The 20,371-nt window shown below is 65.4% G+C and carries 17 protein-coding genes and 2 tRNA genes; 14 read left to right on the forward strand and 5 right to left on the reverse strand.

Translation table 11 applies throughout. The annotated features are described in order from the left end of the window. Positions 1–7: 7 nt before the first annotated feature. Positions 8–1,474: a membrane-bound lytic murein transglycosylase MltF gene (gene mltF, locus HNO53_RS04085; RefSeq protein WP_209476482.1), complete on the reverse strand. Its 1,467-nt coding sequence runs from the start codon at positions 1,472–1,474 to the stop codon at positions 8–10. 156 nt (positions 1,475–1,630) lie between these two features. Here mltF and purL point away from each other — a divergent pair, with 156 nt between their 5' ends. Both purL and HNO53_RS04095 read left to right on the forward strand, forming a co-directional pair. Continuing rightward, the gene (gene purL / locus HNO53_RS04090; RefSeq protein WP_209476483.1) at positions 1,631–5,581 is read left to right on the forward strand and encodes a phosphoribosylformylglycinamidine synthase; all 3,951 of its coding nucleotides are present in this window, start codon (positions 1,631–1,633) and stop codon (positions 5,579–5,581) included. 174 nt (positions 5,582–5,755) lie between these two features. Continuing rightward, positions 5,756–6,274 (forward strand): AmiS/UreI family transporter, encoded by a 519-nt coding sequence (locus HNO53_RS04095; protein WP_209476484.1) that lies wholly within the window; start codon positions 5,756–5,758, stop codon positions 6,272–6,274. A gap of 239 nt (positions 6,275–6,513) precedes the next feature. Here the strand turns inward: HNO53_RS04095 and HNO53_RS04100 are convergent, their stop codons facing one another. Then, positions 6,514–7,011: a hypothetical protein gene (locus HNO53_RS04100; RefSeq protein ID WP_209476485.1), complete on the reverse strand. Its 498-nt coding sequence runs from the start codon at positions 7,009–7,011 to the stop codon at positions 6,514–6,516. A gap of 326 nt (positions 7,012–7,337) precedes the next feature. Between HNO53_RS04100 and HNO53_RS04105 the strand changes: the two genes are divergently transcribed. Next, positions 7,338–8,168, forward strand: coding sequence for a crotonase/enoyl-CoA hydratase family protein (locus HNO53_RS04105; RefSeq protein ID WP_209476487.1), 831 nt, complete (start codon positions 7,338–7,340; stop codon positions 8,166–8,168). A 33-nt stretch (positions 8,169–8,201) separates the two neighbouring features. Next, positions 8,202–10,088 (forward strand): DEAD/DEAH box helicase family protein, encoded by a 1,887-nt coding sequence (locus tag HNO53_RS04110; protein WP_420827853.1) that lies wholly within the window; start codon positions 8,202–8,204, stop codon positions 10,086–10,088. 29 nt (positions 10,089–10,117) lie between these two features. On the opposite strand, the gene HNO53_RS04115 is transcribed toward HNO53_RS04110, so the two are convergent. Further along, positions 10,118–10,702 (reverse strand): bactofilin family protein, encoded by a 585-nt coding sequence (locus tag HNO53_RS04115; RefSeq protein WP_209476489.1) that lies wholly within the window; start codon positions 10,700–10,702, stop codon positions 10,118–10,120. A gap of 194 nt (positions 10,703–10,896) precedes the next feature. On the opposite strand from HNO53_RS04115, the gene HNO53_RS04120 reads away from it, so the two are divergent. From HNO53_RS04120 to nadA, 7 genes are all read left to right on the forward strand, one after another. Continuing rightward, positions 10,897–11,433 carry a bactofilin family protein gene (locus tag HNO53_RS04120; RefSeq protein ID WP_242597537.1) on the forward strand — a complete coding sequence of 179 codons (537 nt, stop codon included), beginning with the start codon at positions 10,897–10,899 and terminating at the stop codon, positions 11,431–11,433. 58 nt (positions 11,434–11,491) lie between these two features. Further along, positions 11,492–12,421: a segregation and condensation protein A gene (locus HNO53_RS04125; RefSeq protein ID WP_209478509.1), complete on the forward strand. Its 930-nt coding sequence runs from the start codon at positions 11,492–11,494 to the stop codon at positions 12,419–12,421. Next, positions 12,418–13,275, forward strand: coding sequence for an SMC-Scp complex subunit ScpB (gene scpB, locus HNO53_RS04130; protein ID WP_209476492.1), 858 nt, complete (start codon positions 12,418–12,420; stop codon positions 13,273–13,275). The genes HNO53_RS04125 and scpB overlap by 4 nt, the downstream gene beginning before the upstream one ends. Then, on the forward strand, positions 13,272–14,129 hold the full coding sequence (gene rluB / locus HNO53_RS04135; RefSeq protein ID WP_209476494.1) for a 23S rRNA pseudouridine(2605) synthase RluB: 858 nt from the start codon (positions 13,272–13,274) through the stop codon (positions 14,127–14,129). Before scpB ends, rluB begins: the two co-directional genes overlap by 4 nt. A gap of 77 nt (positions 14,130–14,206) precedes the next feature. Further along, positions 14,207–14,282, forward strand: a tRNA-Lys gene (locus HNO53_RS04140). A 32-nt stretch (positions 14,283–14,314) separates the two neighbouring features. Then, a tRNA-Lys gene (locus HNO53_RS04145) sits at positions 14,315–14,390 on the forward strand. A gap of 300 nt (positions 14,391–14,690) precedes the next feature. Continuing rightward, positions 14,691–15,719 (forward strand): quinolinate synthase NadA, encoded by a 1,029-nt coding sequence (nadA, locus tag HNO53_RS04150; RefSeq protein WP_420827854.1) that lies wholly within the window; start codon positions 14,691–14,693, stop codon positions 15,717–15,719. A gap of 53 nt (positions 15,720–15,772) precedes the next feature. Here the strand turns inward: nadA and HNO53_RS04155 are convergent, their stop codons facing one another. Next, positions 15,773–17,230, reverse strand: a complete 1,458-nt coding sequence (locus HNO53_RS04155) for a M48 family metalloprotease (protein WP_209476498.1) — start codon at positions 17,228–17,230, stop codon at positions 15,773–15,775. 149 nt (positions 17,231–17,379) lie between these two features. Here HNO53_RS04155 and HNO53_RS04160 point away from each other — a divergent pair, with 149 nt between their 5' ends. Both HNO53_RS04160 and HNO53_RS04165 read left to right on the forward strand, forming a co-directional pair. Further along, positions 17,380–17,631 carry a sulfurtransferase TusA family protein gene (locus HNO53_RS04160; protein WP_209476500.1) on the forward strand — a complete coding sequence of 84 codons (252 nt, stop codon included), beginning with the start codon at positions 17,380–17,382 and terminating at the stop codon, positions 17,629–17,631. Then, positions 17,628–18,737: an AI-2E family transporter gene (locus HNO53_RS04165; RefSeq protein WP_209476502.1), complete on the forward strand. Its 1,110-nt coding sequence runs from the start codon at positions 17,628–17,630 to the stop codon at positions 18,735–18,737. Before HNO53_RS04160 ends, HNO53_RS04165 begins: the two co-directional genes overlap by 4 nt. Positions 18,738–18,779: 42 nt before the next feature. Here the strand turns inward: HNO53_RS04165 and HNO53_RS04170 are convergent, their stop codons facing one another. Further along, positions 18,780–19,256, reverse strand: a complete 477-nt coding sequence (locus tag HNO53_RS04170) for a peroxiredoxin (protein WP_209476504.1) — start codon at positions 19,254–19,256, stop codon at positions 18,780–18,782. A gap of 183 nt (positions 19,257–19,439) precedes the next feature. Here HNO53_RS04170 and dapA point away from each other — a divergent pair, with 183 nt between their 5' ends. Beyond that, positions 19,440–20,324 carry a 4-hydroxy-tetrahydrodipicolinate synthase gene (gene dapA / locus HNO53_RS04175; protein WP_209476506.1) on the forward strand — a complete coding sequence of 295 codons (885 nt, stop codon included), beginning with the start codon at positions 19,440–19,442 and terminating at the stop codon, positions 20,322–20,324. Positions 20,325–20,371: the final 47 nt, after the last annotated feature.

Consider the following 20,371-nt stretch of genomic DNA (forward strand, 5'->3'; position numbering starts at 1 on the left):
CGCTCTTCTAGTGAAGGGGCGAAATGATGTCGAACAGCGGCGTATCATCACCCTCGCCGTTAGACGTCTCGTTGAGCTGCAGGTATTGCTGCTGACTACGGTCGACGTAGGTCAGGATCTCGTGGTAGCGCCGGATGTTGCGCACGTAGATGACCGGTTCGCCGCCACGGGCATAGCCATGACGCGTCTTGCTGTGCCATTCGTGCTGCTGCAGCAGCGGCAGCGCCTCACGAACATCTCGCCAACTATCTGGGTCGCCACCGCGCTCTTCGGCTATCTTGCGCGCATCGTATAGATGGCCGAGCCCCACGTTGTAGGCGGCCATGGCCATGTAGAGGCGATCCTCGCCCTGGATCGATTCGGGCAGGCGTTCCATGATCTGACGCAGATAGCGTGCGCCGCCATTCACGCTCTGCGCCGGATCGAGCCGGTCGCTCACGCCCATCTCGCTGGCGGTGGGTAGGGTCAGCATCATCAGGCCGCGCACCCCGGTAGGTGAAGTCGCCTCGGGATCCCAGTGCGACTCCTGATAGCCCACTGCCGCCAGCAGCTTCCAGTCGAAGCCGGTATCGCGTGCCGCCTCGCGGAACAGTTCGGTGTAGGCGGGGAGGCGTTCCTCGAGATGGGCGAGGAAGGTGCGCGCGCCGACGTATTCCAGATAATCGTCATGGCCGAAGTGGCGGGCGACCAGTTCGTCGAGCTTCCCCTCCTGCTGCAGGCCGCTCAGGAAGCGGTTGGCCTCCTGCTGCAGTCCCAGGCCGCCTTCGGCGGGAAAGGCCCAGGCCAGGGACAGGGGCTTGCCCAGCGGGAAGCCGCGTTCCACGCCGGGAAAGAAGATGCGGTTGATGCGAAACTGATGCTCGAAGACCACGGCGGCATCCAGGGCGCCGCTTTCCACTTGGCTCAACAACTCTGCCACTTCCACCTCCGGGGATTCGCGCCAGCCCAGCTCAGGGTGTTCGGTCTGCAGCTCCCTCAGCACGCGATCGGTACCCGAGTCGCGAATGGTGCCGACGCTGAGGCCGGCGAGGTCGTCGACCTTCGTGACCGGTGGCAGGCCGCGGCGATAGACCAGTACCGGTTGCAGGTCGAGAATCGGACGGCTATAGATGAGGTCAGGTTGGGTCAGGTCGAGCGGCAGGGCCGCCGCGGCCATATCGCCTTCCTGGCGTACCGCCTCCAGTGCGCTCTGGATGTGGTGGCTTGCGTCCAGGGTCAGGCTGACGCCGAGAAACTCGGCAAAGTGGCGCATCAGCTCGTACTCGAACCCGGTCGGGCCGTGGCGCCCCTCGTAATAGGTCGTCGGCGTGTTGCGCGTGTGGATGCTGATGAAGTCGCGCTCGCGCACCGCCTCCAGCAGGCCCTTGGCAGGCATGAAGTGGCGGTAGGGATACAGGCACAAGACGATGCCCAGCAGCGACAGGGCGGCCAGACGCAGGCGGCTCAGCAGGATACGACGATCGGGCTCGGGCATTCAGGCGACGGTTGGCGATGAGAGCTTCACGATAACGGCACGGGACACGCCTGTCATCCGTTGCATTTCGTCCCACCCCCGCTTTCCAGTATCATGTCGCCTTTCCGCGCCGCCGTGCGGCCCTCCTTCCTCCGCTTGCTTCAGAGGCTTCAAGACATGCTCGAACTTCGAGGCGCGCCTGCCCTTTCCGCTTTCCGTCACGACAAGCTGCTGGCTGCCCTGCGCGCACGGGTTCCCGAGGTCGAGTCCCTGCACGCCGCCTACGTGCATTTCGTGGATCACGACGGTGAATTTTCCGGCGAGGAGCGCAGCCTCCTCGATCAACTGCTCGACTACGGCGTCAGAAGCGAGAGCAGCGACACCCGAAGCGTGAAGGACAGCGAGGGTCAGCTGTTGCTGGTGGTGCCGCGTATCGGCACCCAGTCACCGTGGTCATCCAAGGCCACCGACATCGCCCACAACTGTGGCCTGGGCGGCGTGCGCCGGATCGAGCGCGGCATCGCCTATCGCGTAGCGCTGAAGGCGCCGATGTCAGAAGCCGCTTTCATGGCGATTCGCGAGACTCTCCACGACCGTATGACCGAGAGCGTGCTGACCGATGCCAGCGATGCGGCGCAGTTGTTCGCGCATCACGAGCCGGCGCCGCTGGGCCAGGTGGACGTACTCGGTGGTGGAAGGGCGGCGCTGGAGGAAGCCAACCTGGGATTGGGCCTGGCCCTGGCGGAGGATGAGATCGACTACCTGGTCGAGGCGTTTGGCGAACTTCAGCGCAACCCCACTGACGTCGAACTGATGATGTTCGCCCAGGCCAACTCCGAGCACTGCCGGCACAAGATCTTCAACGCCGACTGGGTGATCGATGGCGAGGCGCAGAGCCACTCGCTGTTCAAGATGATCAAGAACACTTACCAGGCCTCGCCGGCGGACATTCTCTCGGCCTACAGCGACAATGCCGCGGTTATCCAGGGCACCACGGCGCCGCGCTTCTTCGCCGCGCCGCTGACCGGCAAGGCCGCGGAGCGCGCGGTGTACGCCGCGCATCGCGAGCCGATCCACATCCTGATGAAGGTGGAGACCCATAACCACCCCACGGCGATCGCACCCTATCCAGGCGCGGCCACCGGTGCCGGCGGCGAGATCCGCGACGAAGGGGCCACCGGCATCGGTGGCAAGCCCAAGGCCGGCCTCACCGGGTTCACCGTATCCAACCTGCGCATTCCTGAATTCGTCCAGCCTTGGGAGGCGTTCGACTACGGCAAGCCCGAGCGCATGCAGTCGGCGCTGTCGATAATGCTCGAGGGGCCGATCGGTGGGGCCTCGTTCAACAATGAGTTCGGCCGTCCCAACCTGGCCGGTTACTTCCGCACCTACGAGCAGGATACCCTGGGGGCCGGCGGCATCGAGCGGCGCGGCTACCACAAACCGATCATGATTGCTGGCGGATACGGCAACATCCGCGAGGGCCACGTACAGAAGGGCGAGATCCCGGTCGGGGGCAAGCTGATCGTGATGGGCGGTCCGGCCATGCTGATCGGCCTGGGCGGTGGGGCGGCCTCGTCGATGGCCTCCGGTGCCTCCAGCGCTGATCTCGACTTCGCCTCGGTGCAGCGCGAGAACCCCGAGATCGAGCGCCGCGCCCAGGAAGTGATCGATCGCTGCTGGGCGCTGGGCGAGGCCAACCCCATTCGCTTCTTCCATGACGTCGGCGCCGGCGGGCTCTCCAATGCCCTGCCGGAGCTGGTCAAGGACGGCGAGCGCGGCGGCCACTTCGAGCTGCGCGCGGTGCCCAACGCCGAGCCCGGCATGAGCCCGCTGGAGATCTGGTGCAACGAGGCCCAGGAGCGCTACGTGCTGGCGGTAGCGCCGGAGGACCTCGCCACCTTCGATGCACTGTGCGCTCGCGAGCGCTGCCCCTACGCGGTGGTCGGCGAGGCGACCGAGGCGCATCACCTGGAGGTACGCGACGGCCACTTCGACTCGAAGCCGGTCGACCTGCCGATGAGCGTGCTGTTCGGCAAGCCCCCGAAGATGCAGCGTGAATTCCAGCGCGAGGCGCTTGAGCTGCCCGGCGTGATGCTCGACAACCTCGACCTGCGCGAGGCCATGGAGCGTGTACTGCGCCTGCCCACGGTGGCCTCCAAGAGTTTCCTGATCACCATCGGCGACCGCTCGATTACCGGCATGGTAGCCCGCGACCAGATGGTTGGCCCGTGGCAGGTGCCGGTGGCCGACGTCGCGGTTACCACGGCGAGCTTCGACACCCATGCCGGCGAGGCCATGGCCATGGGCGAGCGGCCGCCGGTGGCGCTGATCGATCCGGCCGCCAGCGCCCGCCTGGCAGTCGCCGAGACCATCACCAACCTGGCGGCGGCGCCCATCGAGAAGCTCGGTGACATCAAGCTTTCGGCCAACTGGATGAGCGCCGCCGACCATATCGGCGAGAACCAGGCGCTGTTCGATGCCGTGCACGCGGTGGGCATGGAACTCTGCCCCCAGCTCGGCATCGCCATACCGGTGGGCAAGGACTCCATGTCGATGCGCACCGCCTGGCAGGCGGAAAACGACAAGGGTGAGATCGAAGACAAGAGCATTACGGCGCCTCTGTCCTTGGTGGTCACCGGCTTCGCCCCGGTCACCGATGCCATGCGAACCCTGACGCCGCAGATCAATCTCGAACAGGACGAATCCGATCTGATCCTGATCGATCTTGGCGGCGGCAAGAATCGCCTTGGCGGCTCGGCATTGGCCCAGGTCTACGGTCAGCTCGGCAACGAGTGCCCCGACCTCGACGATCCCGAGGATCTCAAGGCATTCTTCGCCGTGATCCAGGGACTCAACGCCGACGGCAAGCTGCTGGCCTATCACGACCGCAGCGACGGCGGCCTGCTGGTCACCCTGCTGGAGATGGCCTTTGCCGCCCATGCCGGTCTCGAGATCAAGCTCGACTGGCTGATCGACGAGCCCACCCAGGCGGTGGACGCGCTGTTCGCCGAGGAGCTCGGTGCGGTGATCCAGGTCAACCGGCAGTTCACCGAAGAGGTGCTGGCGCAGTTCGCCGCCGCCGGCATCGAGACCTGCGGCGTCATTGCCCGGCCGCGCTACGACGACCAGGTGCGCGTCACCCTGTTCGAGGAACCGCTGCTCGAGACCACCCGGCTGCTGGCCCAGCGCAACTGGGCCGAGACCAGCTATCGCATGCAGGCGCTGCGCGATAACCCCGACTGCGCCAAGAACGAGTTCGATGGCCTGCTCGACGGCCGCGACCCAGGCCTCTCCGCCAGCGCCACCTTCGAGGTCGACGAGGACGTCGCGGCCCCCTTCGTCAACACGGCTCGCCCGGCGGTGGCCATCCTGCGCGAACAGGGCGTCAACGGCCACCTGGAGATGGCCTGGGCCTTCGACCATGCCGGCTTCGAGGCGGTGGACGTGCATATGAGCGATATCCTCGAAGGGCGGGTTTCCCTCGAGGCGTTCAAGGGATTGGTCGCCTGTGGCGGTTTCTCCTACGGCGACGTGCTGGGCGCCGGTGGCGGCTGGGCCAAGTCGGTACTGTTCAACTCGCGTGCGCAGGAGCAGTTCGCGGCGTTCTTTGCGCGCAAGGACAGCTTCGGCCTCGGCGTTTGCAACGGCTGCCAGATGTTCGCCCAGTTGAAGGAGCTGATCCCAGGGGCCGAGAACTGGCCGCGCTTCGTGCGTAACGAGTCCGAGCAGTTCGAGGCGCGGGTGGCCATGGTGCAGGTGGAGCAGAGCCCCTCGGTTCTGCTTTCCGGCATGCAGGGATCGCGGCTGCCGATCGCCGTGGCACATGGGGAGGGTCGCGCCGAGTTCCGTGATAGTGCCCATCTGCGCAGCATGCAGGGCAGCGCCCAGGTCGCCCTGCGCTATATCGACAACTACGGTCAGGTCACCACCCACTACCCGGCCAATCCCAACGGCTCGCCCTCCGGTATCACCGGCCTGACCACCCCGGATGGACGCGTCACTGTCATGATGCCGCACCCGGAACGTGTGGTACGGGCAGTAACCAACTCCTGGCGTCCCGCGGAGTGGACCCGAGACGGCGCCTGGATGCGGCTGTTCCGCAATGCCCGCGTATGGGTGGGCTAAGCGCCTTCCTGCGGGTCCAGACAAGGCGGCCTTCGGGCCGTCTTTTTGTGGCTCGATAATACATGGAATTTATTTCCACAAATATGTTGCCGAGGTCGCTGCTTGCGGCTATAAGAGCGCCTGACAGAGGGGCACCGGCATGGGGTTGGTGCCCCGAGCCGGGAGAATGCAAAGGTGCATGAGGGACTGAGTCTGCTCTACGTGGGCGCGGTGCTGGTGCTCAACGGCCTGTGGATGCTGGGACGCATCGAGGACCGCGAGATCCAGGTGATAAATTTCTTCGCCGGGGGCGTCAGTCTGGCGGTGGCGGCCTATGCTGCTTTCGGCCCGGGGGCCGATGCGAGCAGCGTGCGTGCCGCGGCCATGACCCTGCTATTTGCCTTTACCTATCTGTGGGTGGCCATCAATCGCCGCAACGGCAGCTCCGGCCATGGCCTGGGCTACTTCTGCCTCTTCGTGGCGCTCACCGCGCTGCCTACCGGACTACTGCAACTGGTAGTGGCCGAGGGGCTCTGGGGCTGGTGGTCGGGGCTCAACTGGCTGGCCTGGACGGGGCTCTGGTTCGGCTTCTACCTGATGCTTTGTCATCACCCCCAGCTGCAGCCGCTGGTGGCGCGTACCGCCCTGGCACAAGGCTTGGTGACCGCCTGGCTGCCTGGCTACCTGCTGCTCCAGGGCCTGTTGCTGGCTTGACGTGATGAGCCGCACCCGGAGCGCGTGATGAGGATGTTGCCTCTCCTGGCATCTCGCGGAGTCACCTGCGGCGATGCCTGGATATGGCTGTGCCGTACTGCCTGCGTATGGCTCGGCTGACTCTTGGCCGGCATGAAAGGAAAGAGACGACCTGCCGGGTCGCCTCTTCGTTTGTTGCTGTCTGGGCACATCCCTGCCGTTCTGTGGCTGGCTGCGCTGCTCGGTTAGGGCATCGCTGTCTAGGCGCGCTGTTCCATCTGCGTCAGTCCACTGCGAGACGCGAGGAAGCCTTCCAGTACGGCATGCTCCGCCCGCTTCTGCTTGATTACTGCCGTCAGGGCGGGATAGAGCGCCGGGACGGTGCTGGCCTCGCGCAGGTGTTCATGGAAGTGCAGCGAATATCCCGCGTCGGTCACCGCCTGGCTCAGGACGTCGAATGCCACGGCTGGCGTGCTGACGAAGAAGGGAGGAGCGGAAGCAGCCTGTGGCGATGCCTGGGGAGGGGAGGCCTCCGGAAGGCCCAACTGACGCGACAGTCGGTGCAACTCCTCGACGCGCATTTCGCACTGGATGCCGAGCGAGGCCATCAGGCGGCTCACGGCGGTATCGAAAGGCAGGAAACTGAAGGCAAGGCGTCGGTAGCGTGCCACCTCGGCGCGTTCGTGCGCCTCGGCGAGTGTCAACAGCTCATCCAGCACCAGGGCCAGCCTGGTGATCCTTGTTGGTTTTTCTGGCATGGCAGTGTCCTCTTTTCGAAGGCCGAGCGTCAGCCGCTTCCCCGCATCAGCGGCGGCGTTTCATGATGCTCGCAGAATGCCCCCGGTTTGCATGAGCTTCATCAAGTTTCGCGATGTTTAGGTCTGATGAACCAGTGATTTCATCCACGAGTATGACGATAGCCACGCTGCTTCCCCGTTGCCCTGAGGTGGCTTCGTCCGACACGACACTGAACCTTCACTATAGACGAATTGGGGGAAAAACCATCGAAGCAAAATGAAACGAATGTTTGACAATGGTAGCCGCCTCGCCAGACTGCCCTGAGGGACGATACGAGGTAGCAAGCATGACGAGACAAGTTTTTCATGAGCGGGTGACATTGGCGTTTCAGGACCATGTCGCCGAGGTTGCCCTGGCGCGGCCTCGCGAGCACAACGGTCTCGACTGGGCGATGATGGATGGCCTGCTCGAGGCGCAGCAACGCCTGCGTGAACTCGACGGTCTGCGTGCGGTAGTGCTCTCAGGAACAGGCGAGAGCTTCTGCGCCGGACTCGACATGGCTGCGATCATGACCCGCCCGGAGCGGCTGCCCTTGCTGCTGGCTCCCGACGAGCAGGGCATCAATCCGGTGCAGCGCCTGGCATTGGGTTGGCGTGACGTCGGCGTGCCGGTGATCGCCGCCCTGCACGGGCATGTCTATGGCGGTGGGTTGCAGATCGCCCTGGGCGCCGACATTCGTGTGGCGCATCCCAGGGCAAGGCTGGCGCTACTCGAGATCCTCTGGGGCATCATTCCCGACATGGGCATCAGCGTGACCGGCGCGAGCATTCGCAGCGACGTGCTGCGCGAGCTGGCCTGGACCGGTCGCAAGGTAAGTGGCGGCGAAGCCGTGTCGCTTGGCCTGGCCACTCGTCTCGATGACAATCCCCAGCGCGCCGCGCGAGACATCGCCATGGAAGTGGCGGCCCGTTCGCCCAAGGCCGTGGCCGCGGCCCGTGAACTCTTCTCTCGTACCCCCGGCATGTCCGAGCGCGAGCGCCTGGCGCTGGAGGCGAGCCTGCAGCGGGGCCTGCTCGGCGGCGAGGAGCAGTTGGAGGCCGTGGCGGCCCGGATGGCCGGAAGAGAGCCGCGCTTCGCCGGCCCGTGCCGGCCTGACGGCGAGCCCAATGGCGGTTAACATGACGGGCCTTGTCGCCTTCCGTGTCTTGCCATGAGCCCTAGCGTTGCCTCCGATATGCCTGCTGTCGCGGCCCCTTCGCTGCGCCCTTACCAGCACGAGGCCGTGCGCCACGTGGTGATGCACTTCCGCCACTCCGACGAGCCGGCGGTGGTGGTGCTCCCTACCGGCAGCGGCAAGTCGCTGGTCATCGCCGAGCTCGCGCGCCTCGCCCGCGGACGGGTCCTGGTGCTGGCTCACGTGCGCGAGCTGGTGGAGCAGAACCACGCCAAGTACCTGGCCTACGGGCTCGAGGCGGACATCTTCAGCGCCGGCCTGGGACGCAAGGAGAGTGCACGCCAGGTGGGTTCGGCTCGGTGCAGTCGGTGGTGCCGCAACATCGAGCGCTTCGACGACAGCCAATTCACCTTATTGGTGATCGATGAGTGCCATCGGGTCTCGCCGGACAAGGACGCCAGCTACCGTCGGGTGATCGAACGCCTGCGCCAGGCCAATCCGCGGCTCAAGGTGCTGGGGCTGACCGCCACGCCCTACCGCCTGGGGCAGGGCTTCATCTACTACCGTCACCACCACGGCATGGTGCGCGGTGACGACGACTGCTTCTTTCGCGACTGCGTGTTCGAGCAGCCACTACGGCTGATGGTCAAGCAGGGCTACTTGGCCGAGCCGCGGCGCGTGGATGCCGCCGTCGAGCGCTATGATTTCTCGGCGCTGGCACCGGGCACGGGGGGGCTGTTCCGGGAGGAAGATCTCAACCGGGTGGCGGCGGGCAATCGCGCCACGCCGGGCATTGTCGCCGAGATCGTCGAGCGCGCCGCCAGGCGCCAGGGCGTGATGCTGTTCGCCGCCACGGTGGCCCATGCCGAGGAGATCCTCGGCTACCTGCCATCCGCCGAGGCGGCGCTGGTGACCGGCGAGACGCCGTCGCGCGAGCGTGAGCGTCTCATCGCTGCCTTTAAGGCGCGTGAACTCAAGTATCTGGTCAACGTGGCGGTGCTCACCACCGGCTTCGACGCGCCCCATGTCGATCTGATCGCGATTTTGCGGCCCACCGAGTCGGTGAGCCTCTACCAGCAAATCGTCGGCCGCGGCCTGCGTCTCGCGCCGGCCAAGACCGATTGCCTGATCCTCGACTACGCCGGCAACCCCTGGGATCTCTACGCGCCCGAGGTGGGCAGCCCACGGCCGGCCTCGGACACCGAGCCGGTGCAGGTCGAGTGCCCTGCCTGCGGTCACGCCAATCTGTTCTGGGGCCGCAAGGAAGGGGAGCTCGTGATCGAACACTTCGGTCGCCGCTGCCAGGGGCTTGTTGAAGTGGCAACGGACGGCGTCGAGCATGGCGCGGCATCGGGCGCCAATAGAAAGCATGGCGCGGCATCGGGCGCCAATAGAAAGCGTGGCGCGGCATCGGGCGCCTGTAAACCGTATCAGTGCGACTTCCGCTTCCGCTTCAAGGTATGTGGCGACTGCGGCACCGAGAACGATATCGCCGCGCGGCGCTGCCACGGCTGCCAAGCCCTGCTGGTGGATGCCGACGACAAGCTCAAGGAGGCGCTGCGCCTCAGGGACGCCCGGGTGCTGCGGGTGGCCGGCATGCTGCTCGAGGCCACCGTCAACGGCCGTGGGCTGCCGCGGCTCAAGGTGACCTATCACGACGAGGAGGGCACGACGCTGGCCGAATGGTTTGCCCTCGAGACATCGGCACAGCGCGCCGCTTTCGGGGCGGTGTTCCTGCGCGATCACTTGCGGGCGCCGGGAGCGCGCTGGCTGCCGTTGAGCGCGGAGGAGGTCGTCGCCGAGCGCCGGCGCTTGCGCCACCCCGATTTCGTGGTGGGACGCAAGGTGGGACGCCATTGGCAGGTGCGTGAGAAGTTGTTCGACTATACCGGGCGCTATCGCAAGGCTGAAGCGGCGGAGTGAGGCCGACTCCAGCACCGCGAGTGGCGCGATCAGCTCGAGTTTTCGATTTGCCGGGTATCGCCTTCCGGTTCTGGCTCGGCGTGGGGCTTATCGGTTTCGTCCCCCGCGGTGTCGCCGACCTCGAACGATGCAAAGGGCGCCTGTGCGCCGGCGACAGGCTCGCCGAATGCCTCCTTGAGCAGGGCATTCTCGGGGTCCATGTCGATGCCGCCGTGGAACGTGCTGCCATCCTCGAGCATCAGACAGGGGGTCACGATCGTTCCCCTGACATTGGCACCCTTGTGAACCGTGGCACGATGCAGCGCCACCAGGTTGCCCTCGACCTCGCCGGCGACATGCAGGGTGTGCGCGTAGACGTCCCCGAGGATGCGACCGCCATGTCCCAGGGTGACGGTGTGCTGCTTGCAGGCAATCGTTCCCTCGACGTGCCCTTCGATGGTCAGGTCCTCACCGGCGTCGATGTCTCCGCATATGCAGGTATGGCTGCCGATCACCGAGACGCTGGACCTTGTTGCGGCTCTCTCCTGGCGGGGCGTGGGAGGCCGGTCGCTATCGTCTGCGACGATGCTGGACGTCGCAGTCGCCGATTGACGATGCTTTGCCTTGTGGAACATGCAACCCTCCAGGTTCGATGAGTCATCATGCAGCCTAGCTCGACTCTCTTGTCATCAAAGCGTAGAGCTATGCGGCATCTGGCGGCTTTTTTACGCCACCGCAGGTGAGGTCAGGCCCCTATAAGGGGGATACGAGGATAGGGAGTAATGACGTGGGCATTCAGACATGGCTTATCTTGTTTGGCGTGGTCGTCATGACGCTTATCGTCTGGGACGGCGGGCAGCGCAAGAGAAAGCGCCTGGCGGCGGGGGCCACCCGGGAGGCTCCGCTTCCGGCTTCTGCATTGAGCGAGCCGGTGGCCGAGGCGGCGAGAGTCGAGCCGCCGGCCTTCGTCCGATTGCCGCAAGATCCCGAGGGTAGCCGTATCGGCATGGCGACACGGGTGACGGGTAGCCTGACGGCGCGTGAGCCGGTCGTGGTCAAGGGTAGCATCGAGGGGGCTGTCATCGCTCAGGATCACCCGGTCATGGTGACGATGAGCGGCAGTGTATCGGCGTATCTCGAAGGTCTTCAGGTCAGCATCGATGGGCATGTGGCAGGCATGATCAAGGCCGCTGACAAGGTTACGCTGCTATCGCGGGCACGCGTTGAGGGCACCGTGGAGGCCGGGCACCTCGAGTGTATCGCCGGGGCCCGCATACGAGGGGAAGTGATGCCGTTCGGCGGGCTCCCGCTGGTAGCGGGTACGAAGGCCGAGCCGGGCTTACCCTGCCCCCTGCACTCTTGCTAGACTGCGTGATCGACCTTCAGACGAGCCCTGCCGGGAGGCTAGGCCCCGCGTGAGCGAGATGCCCCAGACGGACACGCCCGAGCGGCACGAGACGCCCGATGCCGCGGTGCAGACGGAGGCACTGGCGCGCCTGTTTGACGAGCCGATCACCGAGCTGCCCGAGGATCTCTACATCCCGCCGGAAGCGCTGCGCATCTTTCTCGAAGCCTTCGAGGGCCCGCTCGACCTGCTGCTTTACCTGATTCGTCGCCAGAACCTGGATATCCTGGCCATCGACGTAGCTGCCATCACCCGCCAGTACATCGAGTACGTGGAGCTGATGAAGGCCATGGAGATCGAGCTGGCCGGCGAATATCTGCTGATGGCGGCGATGCTGGCCGAGATCAAGTCGCGCACCCTGCTGCCGCGCCCGCCCAAGGAGGGGAGCGATGACGAGGAGGAGGATCCTCGCGCCGAGCTGATCCGCCGCCTGCAGGAGTACGAGCAGCTCAAGAGTGCCGCCGAGGCGCTGGCCGAGCTGCCGCGGGTGGGCCGCGACTGGTTCCCGGCGCGGGCCGCGCTGCCGCCGTTGCAGGCGCGGGTCATCCACCCCGACGTGGAACTCGACGAGCTGCTTGGGGCGCTGGCCGGCATCCTGCGTCGGGCCGAGCTCAACCAGGCCCACCAGGTGGGGCGCGAGGTACTCTCGACCCGCGAGCGCATGCTGGCGATCATGGAGCGGCTCAATCATGAGCATTACACGCCGTTCGAGGCCCTCTTCACCCTGGAGGAAGGGCGCGCCGGGGTAATCGTCACCTTCATGGCCATTCTCGAACTGGCCAAGGAGGCGATGATCGAGATCGTGCAGAATGCGCCGCTGTCGCCGATCCATGTACGCGCCCGCACCCCGCGAGAGGCGTTGGAGGAGGAGGCCTACGACGACGGCACCAATGTCGAGAGTCCCTTTGCCGAGGAGGAGAGCATGTCCGCGGGGGATGACACCGCATGACCGCCATGGAGTTGCCCGACAGCCTCGACGAGATCCTCGAGGCGGCGCTGCTGGCAGCCGCCGAGCCGCTGTCGCTGGAGCGCCTCGAAGGGCTGTTCGACGACCACGAGCGACCGCAGCGGCGCGCACTGCGCGAGGCGCTGGAGCGGGTCGCGGTGCGCCATGACCGCGGTGCCATGGAGCTGATCGAGACCGCCTCGGGCTACCAGCTGCGCATTCGTCCGCGACTGTCGCCCTGGGTCTCGCGGCTGTGGGACGAACGCCCGCAGCGCTACTCCCGGGCGTTGCTGGAAACCCTGGCATTGATCGCTTATCGCCAGCCGGTGACCCGCGGCGATATCGAGGAGGTGCGCGGGGTGGCGGTGAGCAGTTCAATCATGCGCACGCTGGCCGAGCGCGGCTGGATTCGTGTGGTCGGTCATCGTGACGTGCCGGGCCGGCCAGCGGTCTATGCCACCACCCGCCAGTTCCTCGACGATTTCGGGCTCAAGACGTTGGACGAATTGCCGCCCATGCATGAGCTGAAGGGGATGGCGGAGCCGATCTTCGAGGACGAAGCGCCGCCGCCCAGTGCCCTGTTGGCGCAGGCCGACGAGCCGGCGACCGGAGGGGAAGACGTCGGCGAAGGCGACGACGAGAACGAGGCGAATGGGCGTGTCGCTACAGATGATACGCTTGCCGAAACGACGGCCGGGACGGCCGACGAACCACACGCCGGGAAGGCGTCCGACAGGCCAGGGCTGAGTTTCGCCGATCTCGAGGCGCGCCTGGCCGAACGTGCCCGCACCAGCGTCGACGATGATGGCGGAGCGGGGGCGGAATCCACCGTAGACGAGAAGTCAGACGACACATGACTAGCAACACCGAAAAACTGCAGAAGGTCCTGGCCCGCGCCGGGCTGGGCTCGCGCCGCGAGATGGAAGCGGCCATCGAGGCTGGGCGCGTCAAGGTCAACGGCAAGGTTGCCTCGCTCGGCGATCGTATCGAAATGCGCGACCGGGTCGCCTTCGACGACCGCCCGGTGACCCTGCGTGGGGCCGAGGAGACGCCGCGCCGGGTGATCATGTACAACAAGCCGGAGGGCGAGCTGTGCACGCGCAAGGATCCGGAGGGCCGACGCACCGTGTTCGAACGCCTGCCGCGCCTCAAAGGCGAGCGCTGGATTGCCATCGGCCGCCTGGACATCAACACCAGCGGGCTGCTGCTGTTCACCACCGACGGCGAATTGGCCAACCGGCTGATGCACCCCTCCACCCAGATCGAGCGCGAGTATGCCGTGCGGGTGATGGGCGAGGTGCGCAAGGAGCACGTGGTGGCGATGGTCGAGGGCGTCATGCTCGAGGACGGCCCGGCGCGCTTCACCGACGTGCAGGAATTCGGCGGCGAAGGCATCAACACCTGGTTCCACGTGGTGATCATGGAGGGGCGCAACCGCGAGGTGCGCCGGCTGTGGGAGTCACAGGGACTGACCGTGAGCCGCCTCAAGCGGGTACGCTACGGCAACATCTTTCTCGACAAGCGGGCCAAGGCCGGCGAGTGGGTGGAGCTCTCCCAGGACGAGATCGACGACCTGGCGCAGTCCGCCGGCCTGACGCCGCGCAAGGTGCCCGAGTTGACTCCGGACGAGAAAAACCGCTGGAGCCGCGACAAGAACAAGCGGCGCCCGGTCCAGGCGATGCGCAAGCCCAGGAATTCCAAGGGTAGGTAGGGGCCGAGGCAGGACGAAAGTCAAAAAAGTCCTTGCCAGCCAAGGGTGCGATCAGTAATATCTGCACCCGTTCGGAAGGGTCGTTAGCTCAGTTGGTAGAGCAGTTGGCTTTTAACCAATTGGTCGTAGGTTCGAATCCTACACGACCCACCATTTCCGGACCTGGATGCTTGCTGGCAAGTGCTGGGTCGTTAGCTCAGTTGGTAGAGCAGTTGGCTTTTAACCAATTGGTCGTAGGTTCGAATCCTACACGACCCACCAGATTTTGCGCCCCCGCTTCGTAAGAGGCGGGGGCGCTTTGCTTTCGGCCCGCGTGCCCATTGAACGCGTACCCCTTGAAATAGGGAGGCACGAACCGCATTTGGTACTAGCGTGAGTGTGCCTGGACCCGCCGTTGGTCGGCAGGTGTCGCAAACGGCGAAGTGAGGTAAACTCGCGTGAGGGGCTGAAGTGGCGAGAGACGCCACTGGCAGCCCAGGCGTATCGTCCGTGCGGAGCGTACGGCTTGCGATACACCCGGTACACGCAGGGGGAGCCCCTGCAGTCACAGTGGTAGACACGATGACGATCATGACTTCCCGCCTCGAGGTACGCGAGCATCTCGCCCGCGCCTACTGCCCGACCCGCATTCCCGCCGAGGACGAGGCGCGCATCGACGAGATCAAGCGTCTGCTCGAGCAGCACAATGCCGTGCTCGTGGCGCATTACTACACCGACGACGCGATCCAGCAGCTGGCCGAGGAGACCGGTGGCTGCGTAGCCGATTCGCTGGAGATGGCCCGTTTCGGGGCACGCCATGAAGCCGACACCCTAGTGGTGGCCGGCGTGCGCTTCATGGGTGAGACGGCCAAGATTCTGTCGCCCGAGAAGCGCGTGCTGATGCCCACGCTGGAGGCGACCTGCTCACTCGATGTCGGCTGTCCTGCCGATGAGTTCAGCGCTTTTTGCGATCAACATCCCGAGCGCACCGTGGTGGTCTATGCCAACACCTCGGCGGCAGTGAAGGCGCGCGCTGACTGGGTGGTGACCTCTTCCATCGCGGTGGACGTCATCGAGTACCTGCAGGCGCGTGGCGAGAAGATCCTGTGGGCGCCGGACAAGCACCTGGGAGGCTACATCCAGCAGAAGACCGGCGCCGACATGCTGCTGTGGGACGGCGCCTGCATCGTCCACGAGGAGTTCAAGGCCAAGGGCATCGAGGACCTGAAAGGGCTCTACCCCGACGCTGCCGTGCTTGTGCATCCGGAGTCTCCCGCCTCGGTGGTGGCACTCGCCGATGTGGCCGGCTCCACCTCGCAATTGATCAAGGCGGCCAAGGAGCTGCCCCACGACAAGCTGATCGTGGCCACCGACCGTGGCATCTTCTTCAAGATGCAGCAGATGGTACCGGAGAAGACCCTGTTCGAAGCCCCCACTGCCGGCAACGGCGCCACCTGTCGCAGCTGTGCCCATTGCCCGTGGATGGCGATGAATGCCCTGGACAACCTGGCCGGCGCCCTGCGCGAGGGCAGCGGCGAGATCTTCGTCGACGCCGAGCTGCGCCTGAAGGCGCTCAAGCCGCTCGAGCGCATGCTCAATTTCAATTCCTGAGCTTCGGCAAAAAAGCCCGTGACAGCGTCACGGGCTTTTGCTTGGCTCGCAGCTCAGAATTTCTCCATCGTCTCGCGATAGCCCACGAAGTCTTCGCGTCGCAGCTCGATGCGCGCCAGGGCGTTGGTATCGCCGCTGCGCTCAGCGACTTGACGGGCCACATCGAGCTGACGAATCGCGCGTTGAATGTCGCCGGTGAGCTGCATCTGTTCGGCCCGCGCCAGGTGGCCCCAGGCCTCACGGCCGCTGCGGCCGGCGGCTTCGGCGAGCAGGGTGAAGACCTGTGGGTCCTCGGGGCGACGGTTGGCCAGCTCATTGAGGACTCGGTAGGCCTCGTTGGGATCGCGTTGGAGCAGCGCTTCACCCAGGATGCGCGTGGCCGGCATGTGACCCGGCATCAGTCGCAGCAGGCGTCGGCTGCGCTCGATGGCTTCATCGTAACGACCAGCATCGAAGGCGACCTCGGCGGCGCTGACCGGCATGATGGCCAGGTCGGGCAGCTCCTGGGCAAGGCGGTCGAGCTGGCTCAGCGCGCTGTCGGTCTGGCCCTGACGGGCAGCGATCAGGGCGTCCAGATAACGCCTGGCGACGGCCGGGGCGTCATCTTGCGCCAGGCGCGTCGCGGCCTGCTGCGGGTCACGCTGATTCACTGCCAGCAGTGCCCGGGCGCGCACTAGATGATAGCTCGGGTCATCCTCTTCGCGGGGACGCCTGGGGGCGAGCTGTGAGGCGCGGGACTCGGCGTCGCTGATGCGCGACTCGGTCAGCGGGTGGGTGAGCAGGAATTCCGGCGGATTGCCGCCCTGCAGGCTCACCTGGCGCTGCATGGCGCGGAACATTCTGACCATGGCGTCGGGGTCGAAGCCGGCCTGGGCCATGGTCAGCAGGCCGAGGCGATCGGCTTCCTGCTCGAAGCGCCGTGAATAGGCCAACTGGTCCTGGACGAAGGCGGCTTGTGAGCCCATGGCGGCAGCGATACCGGCATCGCCGCCGCCGCTGGCGGCGATCAGCATGCCGGCCAGCATCGCCGCCATGGCCGGCAACTGCGTCTGTTCGGCGCGTGCCTGACCGCGCGAATAGTGGCGCTGCGACAAATGGCCGAGCTCGTGCGCCAATACCGAGGCGACGGCATCCTCCTCGCTGGCGAAGGCGAACAGCCCGGCGTTGACGCCGATCACGCCACCCGGCACGGCGAAGGCATTGAGGGCGCGGTTGTCCACCAGTGCCACCACGGTACTGGTGTCGGTCAGCCCGCTATGTGGGAGCAGGCGCGACACCAGCGACTCTACGTACTCCTGGGCAAGGGGGTCTTGCCAGGCCGGCGTTCGAGCGCGGAATTGGCGTAGCCAGGCGCGACCCAGGCGGAACTCCTCGCCGGTGATGGCCTGACTGCTACCGGTCAGGTTGGGCAGCCCATAGTCCTCCGTGGCGCTTGCCGGGAGGGGGGCGGCCAGCGTCAGCGTCAACGCCATGGTAGCGGTGGTCAGGCAGGTTCGGGGCTTGCGCAGCATGTGCCAGTCTCTTTCGAAGCGGCGGTCGGTTCTCTATCCGACATTGATTCGGCCTGCAAAGTGCCTTTAAATCTCAAGGGTTTTACGCTTTGCTGCAAGGGCATGTTGCCCCAAGCGCACGAGCGCTCGCTATTTTCCCGGGAGACGACATGGCTGTGCAACCAGATGAAGTGCTCGATGCCTGCGGCTTGCCCTGCCCGCTGCCACTATTGAAGGCGAAGCAGGTATTGGCTCGGCTCGAGGCCGGCCTGGTACTCGAGATCCTGGCGACCGATGCCGGTTCCTGGCGCGACTTCGAGACCTTCGCCGATCACAGCGTCCATGAGCTGATCGCCCGAGAAGAGCGGGGCGAGGTCTACCACTACTGGCTGCGCAAGGGTGGTGAGGAGCCGACTCCATGACCCTGCGTCAAGTGTTCAAGGGCTGGGTCGAACACTACTTCTCCGACGAGGAGGCGGTGATCCTGCTGGTGTTGCTGGTGTTGGGCTTTGCCGCGGTAATCCTGCTCGGCCGCATGCTCGCGCCCTTCCTCACCGCTCTGGTAATCGCTTTCCTGCTGCAGGGCGGGGTCACTGCCCTGACCCAGCGCGGTATCCCTCACCTGATCTCGGTCATCGTCGTGTTTCTCGCCTTCATCGGCGTGCTGCTGGCGCTGGCCTTCATTCTGATGCCGCTGATATGGAACCAACTCGTCGGGTTGGTACAGGAAACGCCGCGCATCGTTGCCAGTGGACAGCGCTGGCTGGATGACCTGCAGGCGCGCTACCCCAACTTCGTCACGCCTGACCAAGTGCAGGAGTGGATCGCCGTCGCCGGCCGTGAACTGACCCAGTTCGGCCAGCGTGCGCTGACGCTCTCGCTGGCGTCGCTGGGCAACATGCTGGCGTTGATCATCTATCTTGTGCTGGTGCCGATCCTGGTCTTCTTCCTGCTCAAGGATCGCGAACAGTTGATCGGCTTCACCCTGTCACTGTTGCCGCAGCAGCGCTCGCTGATGACGCGCATCTGGCAGGAAATGGATGCCCAGATCGCCAACTACGTGCGTGGCAAGTTCATTGAGATCATCATCGTCGGCACCGTGTCGTTCTTCACCTTCGCCTTTTTCGGCCTGCCCTATTCGGCGTTGCTTGCGGTGCTGGTGGGCTGTTCGGTGCTGGTGCCCTACATCGGGGCCGCCGTGGCAACCCTGCCGGTGGCAGCCGTGGCGGGGTTTCACTTCGGCATGAGCGATCAGTTCCTTTATGTGCTGGTCGCCTATGGCGTGATACAGGCGCTGGACGGCAATGTGCTGGTGCCGATTCTGTTCTCCGAGGCGGTCAACCTGCATCCGGTCTCGATCATACTGGCGGTACTGTTCTTCGGCGGGGTCTGGGGCTTCTGGGGCGTTTTCTTCGCCATCCCCTTGGCGACCTTGCTCAAGGCGTTGGTCTATGCCTGGCCGCGAGGTATCAGGCAGTACCACGATGCACAGCAGCCCGTCGAGCTGAAGCAACAGGGCGGGGAGTAGGACGACCCCGCCCGGCAGTTACCGGGCGAGGCTCCGGTGGACTCAGCGGGCGGCGTGGAGTGCCTGGGCGGCTTCGAGAACCTCCTGTGCGTGCCCCTTGACCTTGACGCCGCGCCACTCTCGGGCAAGCTTGCCATCGGCGTCGATCAGGAAGGTGCTGCGTTCGATGCCGAGGTGCTCCTTGCCGTACAACTTCTTCAGCTTGATCACATCGAACAGCCGGCAGACTTCCTCGTCCTTGTCGGAAATCAGTTCGAAGTTGAAGGCCTGCTTGGCCTTGAAGTTCTCCTGCGCGCGTAGCCCGTCGCGCGAGACGCCGAGGATGACGGTGTTGGCCGCGTCGAACTCGGCCTTGCGGTCGCGGAAGTCGCCACCTTCGGTGGTGCAGCCGGGCGTGCTGGCCTTGGGGTAGAAGTAGATCACTACCTGGCGGCCCGCGAGGGCGGCGAGAGAAACGACGGTGTCGCCGGTGGCGGTGGCGCTGAAGTCGGGCACCGGTTGGCCGATGGCAAGCGTCATGAGAAGCTCCTTGACGGGGTGGGGAGCGGTTAATTACACGCATGCCGAGATGTGCTGTCAAAGAGCGCGTCGGCCGTGCTGTACAGGCCTGTGCCGCCTGAGTACCATTTACCCTTTGCTTGCGATGCTGTCGAGGCGGCAGCCGAGCGCGGCATGAGCGGCCATTGCGTAGAGGAAGAGAGGATGATCACTGGCAGTATCGTCGCCCTGGCGACGCCGATGAAGGCCAATGGCGATATCGACTGGGAGGCGTTGCGCCGTTTGGTGAACTTCCATCTGGAGAACGGCACCGACGGCATCGTCGCGGCCGGTACCACCGGCGAGCCCACCACCATGTCTTTCGCCGAGCACTTCGACGTGATTCGCGCCGTGGTGGAGGAGGTCGACGGCCGTATTCCGGTCATCGCCGGCACCGGGGCCAACGCCACCTCCGAGGCCGTGGAGCTGGCGCGCTACGCCAGCGAGGTGGGCGCCGACTACTGCCTGTCGGTATGCCCCTACTACAACAAGCCCACCCAGGAAGGGCTCTATCGCCACTTCAAGGCGGTGGCCGAGGGCAGCCGCCTGCCGGTGATCCTCTACAACGTGCCCGGCCGTACCTGCTCCGATCTCTACAACGAAACCGTGTTGCGCCTGGCCGAGGTCGACAATATCGTCGGCCTCAAGGATGCCACCGGCAACCTGGAGCGCGCCGAGGACCTCATCGCACGGCTCGAGGGCAGCGGTTTCATGCTCTACTCCGGTGACGACGCCACTGCCTGCGAGTTCATGCTGATGGGCGGCAACGGCGATATCTCGGTGACCGCCAACGTGGCGCCCAAGGCCATGCACGAGCTGTGCGTTGCCGCGGTCGCCGGTGATGCCGATCGCGCGCACCAGATCAATACCCGGCTGATGCCGCTGCATACCAATCTGGGCATCGAATCCAATCCGATTCCGGTCAAGTGGGCGCTGCACCGCATGGGCATGATCGAGCAAGGCATTCGCCTGCCGCTTACCTGGCTGTCCGGCAAGTACCATGCGACGGTGGACGAGGCCCTGCAACTGGCCGGCGTGATCGACGATTGAGGCGGCGTGGAACGCTCCCGCCGCCCCGAAAATCTGACTGCAAGGTG

The organism is Billgrantia antri, from assembly GCF_017868935.1.
In the GTDB taxonomy this organism is placed as follows: domain Bacteria; phylum Pseudomonadota; class Gammaproteobacteria; order Pseudomonadales; family Halomonadaceae; genus Halomonas; species Halomonas antri.

Coding starts and splice junctions, on each gene's coding strand:
- scpB (WP_209476492.1), top strand. CDS start 12,418: ATGACCGCCATGGAGTTGCCCGACAGCCTCGACGAGATCCTCGAGGCG.
- mltF (WP_209476482.1), bottom strand. CDS start 1,474: ATGCCCGAGCCCGATCGTCGTATCCTGCTGAGCCGCCTGCGTCTGGCC.
- nadA (WP_420827854.1), top strand. CDS start 14,691: ATGACGATCATGACTTCCCGCCTCGAGGTACGCGAGCATCTCGCCCGC.
- purL (WP_209476483.1), top strand. CDS start 1,631: ATGCTCGAACTTCGAGGCGCGCCTGCCCTTTCCGCTTTCCGTCACGAC.
- HNO53_RS04115 (WP_209476489.1), bottom strand. CDS start 10,702: ATGTTCCACAAGGCAAAGCATCGTCAATCGGCGACTGCGACGTCCAGC.
- HNO53_RS04155 (WP_209476498.1), bottom strand. CDS start 17,230: ATGCTGCGCAAGCCCCGAACCTGCCTGACCACCGCTACCATGGCGTTG.
- HNO53_RS04120 (WP_242597537.1), top strand. CDS start 10,897: ATGACGCTTATCGTCTGGGACGGCGGGCAGCGCAAGAGAAAGCGCCTG.
- dapA (WP_209476506.1), top strand. CDS start 19,440: ATGATCACTGGCAGTATCGTCGCCCTGGCGACGCCGATGAAGGCCAAT.
- HNO53_RS04105 (WP_209476487.1), top strand. CDS start 7,338: ATGACGAGACAAGTTTTTCATGAGCGGGTGACATTGGCGTTTCAGGAC.
- rluB (WP_209476494.1), top strand. CDS start 13,272: ATGACTAGCAACACCGAAAAACTGCAGAAGGTCCTGGCCCGCGCCGGG.
- HNO53_RS04170 (WP_209476504.1), bottom strand. CDS start 19,256: ATGACGCTTGCCATCGGCCAACCGGTGCCCGACTTCAGCGCCACCGCC.
- HNO53_RS04110 (WP_420827853.1), top strand. CDS start 8,202: ATGAGCCCTAGCGTTGCCTCCGATATGCCTGCTGTCGCGGCCCCTTCG.
- HNO53_RS04160 (WP_209476500.1), top strand. CDS start 17,380: ATGGCTGTGCAACCAGATGAAGTGCTCGATGCCTGCGGCTTGCCCTGC.
- HNO53_RS04165 (WP_209476502.1), top strand. CDS start 17,628: ATGACCCTGCGTCAAGTGTTCAAGGGCTGGGTCGAACACTACTTCTCC.
- HNO53_RS04125 (WP_209478509.1), top strand. CDS start 11,492: ATGCCCCAGACGGACACGCCCGAGCGGCACGAGACGCCCGATGCCGCG.
- HNO53_RS04100 (WP_209476485.1), bottom strand. CDS start 7,011: ATGCCAGAAAAACCAACAAGGATCACCAGGCTGGCCCTGGTGCTGGAT.